15 protein-coding genes are annotated in these 13,400 nt (G+C 47.7%); 8 read left to right on the top strand and 7 right to left on the bottom strand.

The genetic code is table 11. The annotated features are described in order from the left end of the window. On the bottom strand, positions 1-470 hold a 470-nt coding region (locus tag OGV65_RS17285; protein ID WP_286455266.1), incomplete at its 3' end, for a branched-chain amino acid transport system II carrier protein. A gap of 862 nt (positions 471-1,332) precedes the next feature. Between OGV65_RS17285 and OGV65_RS17280 the strand changes: the two genes are divergently transcribed. Both OGV65_RS17280 and OGV65_RS17275 read left to right on the top strand, forming a co-directional pair. Beyond that, positions 1,333-2,184 carry an aldo/keto reductase gene (locus OGV65_RS17280; RefSeq protein WP_047416655.1) on the top strand — a complete coding sequence of 284 codons (852 nt, stop codon included), beginning with the start codon at positions 1,333-1,335 and terminating at the stop codon, positions 2,182-2,184. Positions 2,185-2,210: 26 nt separating this feature from the next. Continuing rightward, positions 2,211-3,200 (top strand): aldo/keto reductase, encoded by a 990-nt coding sequence (locus OGV65_RS17275; RefSeq protein ID WP_286455265.1) that lies wholly within the window; start codon positions 2,211-2,213, stop codon positions 3,198-3,200. A gap of 24 nt (positions 3,201-3,224) precedes the next feature. Here OGV65_RS17275 and OGV65_RS17270 read toward each other — a convergent pair whose 3' ends face one another. Beyond that, positions 3,225-4,118 (bottom strand): LysR family transcriptional regulator, encoded by an 894-nt coding sequence (locus OGV65_RS17270; protein WP_235117160.1) that lies wholly within the window; start codon positions 4,116-4,118, stop codon positions 3,225-3,227. A gap of 148 nt (positions 4,119-4,266) precedes the next feature. Between OGV65_RS17270 and OGV65_RS17265 the strand changes: the two genes are divergently transcribed. Next, the gene (locus OGV65_RS17265; RefSeq protein WP_286455264.1) at positions 4,267-5,058 is read left to right on the top strand and encodes an SDR family oxidoreductase; all 792 of its coding nucleotides are present in this window, start codon (positions 4,267-4,269) and stop codon (positions 5,056-5,058) included. 142 nt (positions 5,059-5,200) lie between these two features. Here OGV65_RS17265 and OGV65_RS17260 read toward each other — a convergent pair whose 3' ends face one another. The 5 genes from OGV65_RS17260 to ycgZ form a co-directional block, all read right to left on the bottom strand. Further along, entirely contained in the window at positions 5,201-5,752 is a 552-nt protein-coding gene (locus OGV65_RS17260) for a LuxR C-terminal-related transcriptional regulator (protein ID WP_286455263.1), read from the bottom strand. Then, positions 5,752-5,997 (bottom strand): hypothetical protein, encoded by a 246-nt coding sequence (locus tag OGV65_RS17255; RefSeq protein WP_016156767.1) that lies wholly within the window; start codon positions 5,995-5,997, stop codon positions 5,752-5,754. Before OGV65_RS17255 ends, OGV65_RS17260 begins: the two co-directional genes overlap by 1 nt. A gap of 128 nt (positions 5,998-6,125) precedes the next feature. Continuing rightward, complete coding sequence (locus OGV65_RS17250) at positions 6,126-6,392, bottom strand: biofilm development regulator YmgB/AriR family protein (protein ID WP_286455272.1); 267 nt, start codon at positions 6,390-6,392, stop codon at positions 6,126-6,128. Between the two features lie 34 nt (positions 6,393-6,426). Further along, a complete protein-coding gene (locus OGV65_RS17245; protein WP_047502190.1) occupies positions 6,427-6,699 on the bottom strand; it encodes a hypothetical protein in 273 nt (90 codons plus the stop codon). Positions 6,700-6,741: 42 nt separating this feature from the next. After that, positions 6,742-6,978 (bottom strand): regulatory protein YcgZ, encoded by a 237-nt coding sequence (gene ycgZ / locus OGV65_RS17240; RefSeq protein ID WP_016153345.1) that lies wholly within the window; start codon positions 6,976-6,978, stop codon positions 6,742-6,744. A 319-nt stretch (positions 6,979-7,297) separates the two neighbouring features. Between ycgZ and OGV65_RS17235 the strand changes: the two genes are divergently transcribed. The 5 genes from OGV65_RS17235 (at position 7,298) to OGV65_RS17215 (ending at position 13,391) form a co-directional block, all read left to right on the top strand. Further along, the gene (locus tag OGV65_RS17235; RefSeq protein WP_049282651.1) at positions 7,298-8,509 is read left to right on the top strand and encodes a diguanylate phosphodiesterase; all 1,212 of its coding nucleotides are present in this window, start codon (positions 7,298-7,300) and stop codon (positions 8,507-8,509) included. 221 nt (positions 8,510-8,730) lie between these two features. Next, positions 8,731-9,462, top strand: a complete 732-nt coding sequence (locus OGV65_RS17230) for a MerR family transcriptional regulator (RefSeq protein WP_032931597.1) — start codon at positions 8,731-8,733, stop codon at positions 9,460-9,462. 320 nt (positions 9,463-9,782) lie between these two features. After that, on the top strand, positions 9,783-10,313 hold the full coding sequence (locus OGV65_RS17225; RefSeq protein WP_286455260.1) for a Csu type fimbrial protein: 531 nt from the start codon (positions 9,783-9,785) through the stop codon (positions 10,311-10,313). 14 nt (positions 10,314-10,327) lie between these two features. Then, positions 10,328-11,050, top strand: a complete 723-nt coding sequence (locus OGV65_RS17220) for a fimbrial biogenesis chaperone (RefSeq protein WP_016153349.1) — start codon at positions 10,328-10,330, stop codon at positions 11,048-11,050. A gap of 55 nt (positions 11,051-11,105) precedes the next feature. Further along, positions 11,106-13,391, top strand: coding sequence for a fimbria/pilus outer membrane usher protein (locus tag OGV65_RS17215; RefSeq protein ID WP_286455259.1), 2,286 nt, complete (start codon positions 11,106-11,108; stop codon positions 13,389-13,391). The last annotated feature ends 9 nt before the right edge of the window (positions 13,392-13,400 follow it).

The following is a 13,400-nucleotide window of genomic DNA, read 5'->3' as shown; positions in this document are numbered from 1 at the left end:
TCACCAATCGGATGTAACCAGGCACATATGCCGATAAAAATCAGGGCACTAATTTTAATGGGCGAAAGGAAGAAACCGACGATTTCCAGCATTTTCCCCGGCTTAGCCAGCGTCGCGCCAGCAAGGCCAAAGAACGCGGCGGAAAATATAATCTTCTGCATCAGGGAACTAGCTGCGCCATCGGTGATGACTTCGTAGCTAATCGTCGCGGTGCGTGGCGTACCAAATAAAACCCCCAGCGTTAAAAAGCAAATGCCAATAAAAATCAGGCTCGGCCATTTGCCTAAGGGTTTCGTTAATTCCGCGATATCTCCGCCATTAATGGCAAGGGAAATAATCGCCAGCGCCGGGAACAGAACCGCTGTGATGATAAAGCCAAAGCCTGCATTAAAGGCGTTTGCGCCCGCCTGCATGCCGACCAGCGGCGGGAATATAATATTGCCAGCACCAAGAAAAAGAGCCAGCGTCATCCCCCCAAGAGCTATAGTCTCGGATAGAGGCAGTTTACAATTCTTTGTCATATTTTTTAAAAAACGCTCAGGTTTTGTGCGATTCATTTAGTGGAGATAATATAGATTACAGGACAATTAGCCGAATTTAAGATTGTTTTGTGATTTTTATCACTGATTTATACCTTTCACAGAACAATTATTAACCGTTTTGCTATCACCTCCAGTATTTTCTTCTAATCAATATTCCTAACTCCAGCGGTAACGAGTTAAATAAACATACGACAACATGACTTTCAACCAAAGGTAGATGCAAACAAGCATGTGTTTAATATTTATAGGGGAGTGTTGAGCAGTTAAAAATATATTCCTTGTTACGGTAATGTATATTTTTTGATGAATTAATAACTTGTTAACTTATTAACAATACCAACTACATCCGATTTTGGCATGGAACGGCTAAGCGGGCAGACCCAGAGATCGCCACGAGTAACGCTGGCAGTAACACTTTTCGACGCTTGTCATATCGCTTGTAGTAATAGAGCCGCAAAATCCCCAAGTCAGAGTGTAGTATGTTTTAATACTTTTGGATTTCATCATTTCACAGCCAAACTATGCTAATCATCCTCAGCTTCATGCCAGGAAGTGGGAAAAGCACTATCGCTCAGGCATTAACAAAAAAGTTCAACGCTCTGTGCTTGAGAAGAACCCCAACGATTATTATCGTGGGGAGTTAGCAACAGCCGCTTCTGACAAAAAGTTGACCGTCAGCACGCCACAAAATTAATGAACACATCTAATAAACCCTAGCTAATTACCCCATCTAATCGAATAAATAACTTTGCGTTATGCTTTTCCTCGACAACAGCCAAAGGATAACGTCATGCAAACTGTAAAACTGAACAACGGTATTGAAATGCCCCTGCTGGGCTTTGGTGTGTTTCAAATGTCTGATGCCGCTGAATGCGAAAGAGCCGTGATTGATGCCATCGATACGGGATACCGCCTGATCGATACCGCCGCGTCTTACCAGAATGAAACCCAGGTCGGGAACGCTCTGAAACAAAGCGGTATCGACCGTAACGAACTCTTTGTAACGACCAAGCTGTGGCTGCAGGATACTCATTACGAAGGCGCTAAAGCCCAGTTCGAACGCTCCCTGAATCGTCTGCAACTTGATTATGTTGATCTGTATCTGATTCACCAGCCTTACGGTGATGTTCATGGGGCATGGCGTGCCATGGAAGAATTACAACAGGAAGGAAAAATTCGCGCCATTGGCGTCAGCAACTTCCATCCTGACCGACTGGCCGACCTTATCGCCTTTAACAACGTTGCCCCTGCGGTAAACCAGATTGAAGTTAACCCCTTCAACCAGCAGCTGCATGCCGTTCCTTGGAATCAAAGCCGTGGCATTCAGCCGGAAGCCTGGGCTCCGTTTGCTGAAGGGAAAAATGGTCTGTTCCAGCATCCCGTGTTAACGGCAATTGGTCAGAAGTACGGCAAAAGCGTGGGCCAGGTTGTTCTGCGTTGGATCTTCCAGCGAGGCATCATTTCACTGGCGAAATCGGTGCGCAAAGAACGCATGGCAGAGAACATTAACATTCTCGATTTTGAACTCAGTTCTGAAGATATGCTGCAGATTGCTGCCCTCGACACTGCAACCAGCGCCTTCTTCTCTCACCGCGATCCGGCGATGGTGGAATGGCTGACCGGCCGCAAACTTGATGTTTAAGTCGCGATAAAAGAGGTATTCATTCAATGCAAAAACGTTATCTGGGCAAATCCCGACTCGAAGTATCCGCGCTTGGGCTCGGCTGCATGGGCTTAAGCCATGGCTACGGTCCGGCGACCGATACCCGTCAGGCTATCGAGCTCATTCGCGCTGCGGTTGAACGTGGCGTCACCTTCTTCGATACCGCTGAAGTGTATGGCCCCTTTCTTAATGAAGTGGTTGTAGGCGAAGCCTTAAAACCGTTTCGTGACCGTGTGGTTATTGCCACCAAGTTTGGTTTTACCTTCGGTGCGGACAACAAGCAGCAGATTTTAAACAGCCGCCCGGAGCATATCCGTGAAGCTGTGGAAGGATCATTACGCCGCCTTAAGACTGATGTCATTGATCTGCTGTATCAACACCGTGTCGACCCGGATGTCCCCATTGAAGATGTCGCGGGAACGGTGAAAGACCTGATAGCGGAAGGCAAAGTCAAACATTTCGGTCTGTCCGAAGCGGGCGCACAAACCATTCGTCGTGCACATGCCGTACAACCGGTCACTGCGCTGCAAAGCGAATACTCTCTGTGGTGGCGCGAGCCTGAGCAGGAAATCCTGCCGTTACTGGAGGAACTGGGTATTGGTTTCGTTCCCTTCAGCCCTTTAGGCAAAGGCTTCCTGACGGGATCGATTAAGCCAGGAACCACTTTTGGCAAGGATGATTATCGCAGCACCGTGCCGCGTTTCGCCGAGCAGGCGATTGAAGCCAATGAAAAGCTGGTCACCTTGCTGGGTGAACTGGCGGCAGAGAAAGGCGTGACGTCTGCGCAAATCGCGCTGGCATGGCTGCTGGCACAAAAGCCGTGGATTGTTCCTATCCCTGGTACCACCAAACTGCACCGGCTGGAGGAAAACCTGGGGGCTGCCGACATCATTCTTTCACAGAAGGATACGCAGCAGATAACCCAGGCGCTGGAAACGATTAACATCGTCGGTGAACGTTACTCTCCTGAGCACCAGGCCCGCGTAGGCCGTTAATATCCGAACGGGTCTACGGACCCGTTATTGGGCGTAGCGAAGTGCATCGATCATCAGCGCAAATGCGGGCGGGTGCTGCTTACGGCTCGGGTAGTAGAGATAATAGCCGGGAAAAGATGGGCACCAGTCCTGCAGAACCTGAATAAGCTCTCCTGACTTTATATAATCCTGCACCCTGTCTTCAGGCATACAGGCAATGCCAAAACCGGATAAAGCAGCATCAATCCTTTCTGCCTGCTGATTAAACGTTACCTGCCCTTCCACTCTGACCCGTAACGGTTTCCCTTCCTTCTCAAACTCCCAGTGATAAAGCCCACCGGCAGTCGGCAGGCGCATATTGATGCACCGATGATTTTGTAGCTCGTGCGGCGTTTCAGGTGGAGGGTTTGCCGCGAAGTAAGACGGTGCTCCCACCACGGCCATGCGCATGTCCGGGCCAATTCTTACAGCAACCATATCCTTATCCACGCTTTCGCCCAGGCGGATCCCGGCATCAAAACGGCCCTCAACAATATCGACAAAGCCGTTATCAACCACCAGTTCGAGATTAATTTCCGGATATTCTTTGAGGAAAGGTTTTAACTTTGGCCATACCAGACTTCGCGCGGCATGCTCCCCAGCAGATAAGCGGATATTGCCGGAGGCAGTGCCGTTCAATTGAACCAGCGATTCCAGCTCCTGTTCAAGATCGGCAATACGCGGTTCAAGGCAGGCAATAATTCTCTCACCGGCTTCCGTAGGGGCAACGCTTCGGGTCGTACGGGTCAGAAGGCGGATATTGAGCCTTTCCTCCAGCGCCTTCATCGCATGGCTGAGTGCAGACTGAGATACACCCAGTTTGCCCGCTGCTTTGGTAAAACTTCGCTCCCTTGCCACCACCAGAAAGATTTGCAGTTCGTTGAAGTTTTCTTTGAGCATCGGCGATTTCCTTATGGTGGCATTCCCTTCATCGCGCACTCATGAAGGGTGTTCATAGACACAATCATTTTAGCCCTATTACTGACAATAATGATAATTGATATTCTGGCTGTAGAGAAAATAAGTCTGAATTATCATAAGGTTTATCATGAAAATACTCATTGCAGGCGCGACCGGAAGTATTGGTCTTCATGTCGTGAATACCGCTATCGAAATGGGCCATCAGCCCGTGGCGCTGGTCAGAAATAAACGGAAAGTAAAATTACTTCCGCGTGGAACGGATGTTTTTTACGGCGATGTTTCAATGCCTGAAACACTTACCGATTTGCCGAAAGATATTGATGCCATCATCTTCACGCTCGGTTCCGATGGCCAGGGGCGTATTGGCTCCAGAGCGATAGATTACGGCGGTGTGCGCAACATTTTACGACTCTTCAGGGATACACCTGTACGCATCGGTTTAATGACCACGATTGGCGTGACTGAACGACTCAGTACCTGGAATCAACGCACTGAGGTTCATGACTGGAAAAGACGTGCCGAACGTCTGGTCAGAGCGAGTGGTCACCCCTATACCATCGTCAGACCCGGCTGGTTTGATTACAACAATGATGATGAACACAGAATCGTTTTGCTCCAGGGGGATCGTCGCCATGCAGGAACACCAGAAGATGGTGTGATATCAAGGCAGCAAATCGCCCAGGTTCTGGTCAGTGCCCTGACTAACGAGGCGGCAAAAAATAAAATGTTTGAGCTGGTGGCCGAACGAGGCGAAGCACAGCCGGATCTTACTCCACTGTTTGCAGACCTGCAGGCTGATGATCCACAAAAAAATGATGGCGTTTTAGATATAGACAATATGCCTCTGTGTGAAGAACCTGAGTGCATTATTAACGAGCTGAACCGCACGGGGTTGCTGAAATCTATAAATAAATCATAAGCATCCCGACAAGGCTGTATCATCGCCCTCTTATAATGCGCGTTAATTTATTTTCAGAACAGAAGACATCATCGATGAGATAACCCGAGCGATTGATTTAAACGTACACAAATCGCTGAAGGTAAGTTTAGCGTATCGATGATCAGGCATGCTTCAGCCAGTTCCGGAATATTTGCGCTTGCAGTATTCCCTGAAAATCAATCAGCCCTGAGCAACCAAGTTTCTTGATCAGATTCTGCCTGGCCTGGTAAATGGTTTTTAAGTGTAGATTTAACATGGCAGATATCTCAAAAACAGTTCGCCCCTCCCCTAGCTGCGTTAAAATATATTTATCTCGCGCAGTCAAGGAGATATTGAGTTCCGATTGATGCTCGTGCTTACCACCAGCACGAGTAATATCAATAATAAATTGCTTGATTGAGGCAACATCGCTATCTACTGGCAGTCTGTAAAGTGAGATGTCATTGAGATACTGATACAGATGGCCATCAATCAGCAGCACCAGACGATATGTATTCAGATCGTAATTTTGCTTTTTTACCGCGTCAAAGTGATTAGCGGTGAAGATGACAAGTCGCGCCTTGTCATCTTCAAAAACGATATCTTCAAGGATATTCTTTAACCCTTCCCTGATAAAGATATCATCAATCCATAAAACTGCGTTTCCAGCATGTTCCTGCATGATGTTCATCATTATGACCTCAACGAAAAATCACCATTGACCTCACCGGGCTGCGAAGTTTTATCGAGTTGAAGATGTGCCAGAATCTGTGAATAGAGATCGGTCAGTATCACATTCTTCTCATTCTTCAACTGCGTGCTGAATGCCTGAATAAGAACATCATTACTGATACAACCCTGTTTTAACATGACATTACGCTCTATATCCTTATACAAAGCGCAGCGGAAAATAAAATCTTCCGGAATTGAATTAGCCATATCAACTCCATAATATGCAGTCATAAAAATAAGAGGATGCTATGTATAGTCTTAATCCAAAAAGCGAAGCGACAGAACTTACATCATACAATAATTGTGCTGTGTATTTATATTAATGTGTTATCTCATTAGACGTCATCAGCCGTATAACGTAACACTATTTCCAGGGTTTTTCTGATAATGTCTGCCTTGACAACGTCAGTTGTTGTCTCCAGCGAACTAATCAGGCTTAAAATGATATTTTTATTATTAACATTATCACCTGCCAGAATTACATTTGTTACCGCCTGCCCCAATACCACTGACTCATCTGCTAATAGTTCACCTGCATTATGGAAGTAACTTGATAAAGCTTTATCCGTCATTACACTGTGGACATTAATTTCATGAAGCATGGTAACCTCGCTTGTATAGTCTGGAGAATTATCTTTAATGTAATTTAGGGTTTTTGCTGGCACTGAAAGCACTCTCATCTCTCGTTTTTTCCGGTTTTCTGCTTATCTTCCCCGGATTAACATTTGTGAAATCATTGATAACGCTGTCAATTAATTGTTTACGTGTACCATCCATTTCACTGGCATGCATAAGCCGCAATTGCTTAATCAGTGCAGCTAACGAAACGTCTGTATGCATTCGCAAAATTTCTAGCACAGCCAAACCTGTAATTTCATGTTTCAAGCGTTCACTGTCAGGTTTCTTCATAACTCCTTCACTACTTACCCATTATCATAGTAGGGCTTTATTTTATTCGAAAAGCAGGCCGATTAACGCATTGTAATGTTTCTGTTCATTCTCACCTGATGCATTTTCAAGACGGTGCAGAAGTTTGGTACACAGTGATTTGCGACTGAGATTGCGCCCATCTTTTAGTATCTCAGTCACGATTTCGCCCAACGTTTCCTGTTGGGTTGGCAGATGCGCTTTAGCAAAGTAACGAGAAATCGCGCTTGCAGAATCAGTGCGAACGGTATGCTGCTGCATGGAGTGCTCCTGTAACAAAATGCTGGTGAATATTAAGTTTTATAACAGTAGCAAAGCTGTACCGAAAATGTGTACAACATAGCACGCTAATTTTTAGCAAAAAATGCTAAATTAATTAAATCATGTAGTTATGAAAGTTCAGATCTACATGAAATCCAATTTCTTTGTACAAATCACTTTGTATTATCAATGATAATTGATCTGTATTAGCCCGATTACTTGTAAAGACAAAGTTAGAATTATGTATTAAAATCAGGGCGTAACCTGGTTTGTCTGATTCTGACCAGACCTCTTCTCCTTCCTTGATCCCGGACTGTCCATGCTCACGACCATTATTTACCGTAGCCATCTACGTGAAGACGCCCCTCTCAAAGCGCTTGAGGATATGGTGACAGCCGCAAATATCAAAAACAGGCGATCAGATGTTACGGGGATCTTACTCTTTAACGGCCATCACTTTTTCCAACTGCTTGAAGGCCCAGAGGAGCAGGTAAAAGAGATCTATCGTTGTATTTGTAACGACCCCCGGCACCACAATATCGTTGAACTGATGTGTGATTACGCGCCTGCGAGAAGATTCGGAAAAGTAGGGATGGAGTTATTTGATTTACAAAAACATGAACGGAATGACGTCCTGCAAGCTGTACTCAATAAGGGTACGTCCAAATTTCAGCTCACGTATGATGACAGAGCATTACAGTTTTTCCGCACATTTGTCCTCGCCACGGAAAAATCGAGCTATTTTGAAATACCTGCGCCTGATTACTGGAGTTTTATAACCGACAATACCTGTACCATCCTGGATGAAAGCACACTTCCGTCAGATACAGATTTCAGCTTTGCTTTTCAACCAATTATCGATCCTATGTCACAGCGCGTCATTGCGCTGGAAGCCCTTATTCGCGGTAAAGACGGTGAAACGCCCGCAACATATTTTGACAAATTCAAACCTGAAGATGTGTATACCGCTGATCTGCAGAGCAAAAAGACTGCATTTGCAATGGCAAGCGCACTGGGACTTAATCACAAAATGCTGTCGGTTAATCTGTTACCCATGACCCTGGTAAACAGACCCGATGCAGTCAGCTTTCTTATAAACGAAATCGCGGCGCATGGACTGGTGCCTGAACAAATCATTGTAGAGTTTACCGAAAGTGAAGTTATTTCGCGTTTTGATACGTTCGCGCAGGCCGTGAAGTCACTCAAGGCAGCGGGAATATGTGTGGCGATAGATCATTTCGGGGCAGGTTTTGCCGGGCTTCAGCTTTTGTCTCGCTTTCAACCGGACCGAATTAAGATAAGCCGCGAACTCATCACTGATGTGCATAAAAGTGGACCACGGCAGGCCATCATTCAGGCCATAATCAAATGCTGCGCTTCACTGGAGATTATGATTTCTGCGGTCGGCGTCGAAAAACCTGAAGAGTGGATGTGGCTTGAATCCGCGGGTATTGAGATCTTCCAGGGTAACCTGTTTGCAAGAGCCTGCCTGAATGGTACTCCGTCTGTCGCGTGGCCAGAGAAAAAATGATTTCTCAGCGTTATAATAATTAACGTATTGTTATTACACAATAATCCCGCCACCTCTTTTATGCTGAACATAAAAATTCAGCATTTACTCCCTACGTGATAGTAAAGTAAATCTTAATTTTGCTAGAATCCTATGTATGTTTTGTACAATTTGATGCATGTTGTACAAAGTAGCAGGAACCGCATATCGGTGACGGAGAATCAGGAGTGTCTGGGGGAATTATGGCTTATTACAGCATTGGGGATGTCGCAGAACGTTGCGGGATAAATCCTGTCACCCTTCGGGCATGGCAACGACGTTACGGTTTACTCAAACCTCAACGCAGCGAAGGTGGCCACCGACTCTTTGATGAAGAGGATATTCAACGTATTGAAGAAATAAAACGTTGGATTAGCAGTGGCACACCCGTTGGCAAAGTGAAAGCATTGCTGGAAACCAGTACCCGTGAAACTGACGACGACTGGAATCAATTGCAAGAAGAGATGATGGGCATTCTTCGTATGGCGTATCCCCCGAAGCTGCGAGCCAAAATTATCGCACTCGGTCGCGCCTACCCCGTAGATGCGTTGATTGATCGCGTTTATCTTCCCGTGCGTCAGCGGTTGATACTTGACCATAATACATCCCGCATCATGAACAGTATGCTTGATGGCGCATTGATTGAATATGTAGCCACCCTGCTGTCTGAAACGCGGCGCAAATCAGGGAAAGATGCCATCCTGATGGCCTGGGATGTTGAAGACCGAACCCGTTTATGGCTCGAAGCCTGGCGTTTATCGCAATCGGGCTGGCATATTGCCGTGCTTGCTGAACCCATTGAATCGCCAAGACCTGAACTCTTCCCCGGGCAAACGCTTTTTGTCTGGACTGGTATCACGCCAACCCGCAGACAAAATGAACTTCTACAACACTGGAACGAACAAGGTTATAAAGTCATTTTTCACAGCCCGTAACCAACATGTATCGCAGTAATGAGCTGAGTAAGATAAATCTTACTAATTCTCATTTTTTGGGTGGTTATTTTGAATGCCATCCAATGAATCTGTGTTCCCTACCCGCCTGACTTAATACCCGCAGTAGCATAAAAACAAAACAATATACTCACCCGTGGGTATTATTTTTTTGCAAACGACATCACCTTTTTCCTAAGTAAAATTTATTAGATCAACTGGCGCACGCCTAATACTTATTCTAGGGTTAAACCATGTCTTCCTGTACCACATTATTGTTTTTCTAAAGTAATAAATGTGGTTATTTGAAAAAGGTAAAGGATATGGCTCTAGTCTTAGACAAACGCTTAATTCTTTGTTGCTGCGCCTTTTCCATTATTCCCGTGGCAAATGCAGCAACCGTTAACGGAACATTTCAGGTACTGATGACGATTCAAAAGGCCTGTACCGTGACTGCTGGTTCGGCTTCAAATATCACGCTTGGGCCGGTGAATACCACGGCAACAAATACCAATGCAAGCAACACGATTTCGATTAATTGCTCAAAAACTACGCCCTATTTTATCGGTCTGGCGCCGTCGGCCGCCAATGGGGGGACGACGACGGGCTCAGGCGCCATGTCCTCCGTGGCTAACGCAGCCACCAATACCGATAAAGTGCCCTACCAGCTAAATCGAACATCAGCAACAGGTCCGGTGTGGGGGAACACCGCCACCGACAGCGCGCCTGGAAACGGCGTAGCGGCGACGGGGACCGGGCTGGTGCAAACGTTTACTGTTTATGCCACCGCACCGAGCGCCAACTTCACTCCTGACGACTATGCCGACACGGTAACGGTTAACGTTAACTACTAACTTCAGGAAGCCACATGAGAGTAAAACTGCCTGTTCAGCAGTGTGCCTGCGCATGCCTGTTAGGGATGGTTGCGAGCCTCAACCCTGCTGCCGCCAGCGGACTGCAAATCGCCCCGGTCACATTAACTTTGCTCGCGACGCAAAATGCCGATGGTATCTGGCTTAGTAATGCGGGTGAAAATGTGCTCAATGCCCAGGTTCGGGTTTTTCGCTGGAGCCAGAGCGCTTACGGCGACAAACTTTCCCCCTCTCAGGGGCTGGTCATTAGCCCGCCGATGCTGGCATTAGCCCCCGGAGAACGTCAGTTGATTCGCGTTATTCGGACCGGCCCACCTTCGGCACATGCTGAAGACGCTTATCGGTTATCGATAGATGAGTTACCGCCTGCAAAAGTAGAAAAAAATAAGCTTCAGTTTGTGCTGCATTATTCCGTCCCCGTTTTCATTCAACCAACATCAGCGGCGCAAACGCAGGCTAAATTGCAATGGAAATTACAACAGCTTGATGGCAAAAAATTTATTGAAGTGAGTAACCAGGGAAATGGGCATGCACAATTATCTGCTGCAACATTTATAAGCCCTGACGGTGCTAAAAAAGTTATTACGCCCGGACTGTTAGGCTACGTTTTACCCGGCTCAACGATGCGCTGGATAGTCTCTCCGTCGGCCAGTAATACTCATGATGGCGGGAAAGTTGAAGTCACAATCAATGGCCAAAAAACAGTACAAGATCTGTAACAGATCCTGGCTTCTGGTGAAATATTGCTTTCTCAATGGAGTATTAATATCGGGAATGGTTTGCGCACAAACGCTGAATAATAACCAGAGCGAAGATGGTGTTATTAATGGCGCAGCGCAGCTCGTGGGGATCAATTTGTATCTCGACGTCACCTTAAATGGGAATCCCGTTGGGCTGGTGCATTTGGGTTACGATAATGGAAAGCTCTATGCAGGGGCAGATACCCTGCGAAAAATGGGCTTTCGCTTTGCGCCTGACGCCACTCACGCCGTCTGCCTGAACGATATCCCCGAGCTAACCATTGACTATAACGTTCAGTTGCAAACGCTTTCGCTTACTGCGCCACTCAGTTCACTCGATCTTGCGACCACGCAGCTTAACTCCCCCGTGGAGACCGCGCCGACGGCGACAACATCACGCGGAGCGCTGCTCAATTACGATATCTATACCCAACAGGGGGATGAAAGCGCAATAAATACCTTCAGCGAACTCCGCGCTTTCAATGCTGCAGGCGTGCTCAGCACCACCCAGTTGACGCAGTATTCCACCGAGGAAAATGCGGATAACAGCGTTGAGCGACTCGATACCAGCTGGCGTACGTCATTTCCCGAAACGATGCTGGCGGTAACCGTTGGCGATACCCTGACCAGTTCACTTATCTGGTCCCGGCCGACGCGTATCGGCGGCATTCAGATAGGAACCGATTTTGGTTTGCGGCCCTATATGCCAACCACCCCGCTCCCTGCATATCTTGGCTCCGCGACGTTGCCGTCAAACGTTGAGCTGTACGTCGACGGCGTCAGGTACTACAACGGAGAAGTCCCCGCGGGTAGCTTTCAGATCAACACAATGCCGAACATCAGCGGCGCGGGAACGGGTCAGGTAATGATGACGGATGCGCTGGGCAGAACGAGCGTACAAAATTTCTCGTTCTACAACGATCAGCAACTCCTGCGGGAAGGATTAACTGCCTGGTCTGCAGAACTGGGTACGGTACGCGAAAACTATGGTTACTCCTCTTTTGATTATGCCAGCGCACCGGTACTGAGCGGTACATGGCGTCGTGGGTTTAGCAATACGTTCACCGCCGGGACTCACGCTGAAACCAGCGATGGACTGATTAACGCGGGCTTCAGTAACGACTGGATCCCAGGCACCCGCAGCGGCACGTTTTCGACCTCAGTTGCCGCAAGTACCGACGCAGGAAAGAACGGTTTTCTGTACAGTTTTGGTTATCGTTGGTCCGGCGAACGGTTTAATTTCAGTACCAGTACAACAGCCACTTCCGGCGATTATCGTGATGTCGCCACCCATTATGGCGAGCCGCCACCGACGCTTAACAGCAATACGGTCATTGGCTATTCGCTGGAAGCTGCCGGTAATGTCAGCCTGAGTTACCTGCAGTTTCGTTATCCGCACGAAAATGCGGTGCGCTACGCCAACGCCAGCTGGTTCAAATCGATTACCGACAACATTTCACTGAATGCCGGATTCAACCAAAACATCGACGATAACCGCGATCGCAGTCTCTATCTGATGGTGACAATGACCACTGATAACAATCTCAGTGCCAGCAGCACCCTACAACGCACCAATGATGAAACCGGCTACCAGCTCAACGCCAGCCTGACGCCTCCTGCCGACGGCGGTTGGGGCTGGAATCTGGCCGCCAGTCAGCAGGCTTCCCGGCAAAGCGGTCAGGGAGAAGTGGGATATCTGGGTCGTTATGGTAAAGCGTACGCGGGATTCAGCCGTTTACCGGATAACCACTACGGCTACGCAGGCGCCACCGGATCGCTTGTTACCATGGGAGGCGGCCTGTTTGCAGCACGTGAAATCAACAATGGCTTTGCCGTCGTATCCACTGACGGCGTTCCTGACGTCCCGATTAAATTACAAAATAACCTGATTGGTCGCAGCGACGACCAGGGGCTATTGCTGGTCACGCCACTGAACAGTTATCAAAAAAACCTGATCAGTATTGACCCAATGGATCTCCCCGCCAATATGCGGATCGCGCGCGTTGAGGCGAATGCAACGCCTGCCGATCGTTCCGGTACATTGGTTAGCTTTGGCATTACCCCGGTACGCGCTGCGCAGGTCATCCTCGTCGACAATCAGGGTAAACCCATTCTCGAAGGCAGCATGGCATACGCCATCAGCGGAGCAGGACAATCGTCTGTCGTTGGTTTTGATGGGATGACCTGGTTCGAAATGCTGGAACAGCACAACGCGCTGCGCGTTGAGACAGACACCGGCAGTTGTCGCGTGCAATTTGACTATCCCACTTCCGCAAAGGGGATTGTGCAAATAGGTCCACTGGTTTGCCGGCCACACTAACAGGAGTGC

Source organism: Citrobacter sp. Cb004 (assembly GCF_030337065.1).
GTDB lineage: Bacteria > Pseudomonadota > Gammaproteobacteria > Enterobacterales > Enterobacteriaceae > Citrobacter > Citrobacter braakii.
This window is presented reverse-complemented; position numbering and strand designations above follow the sequence as displayed.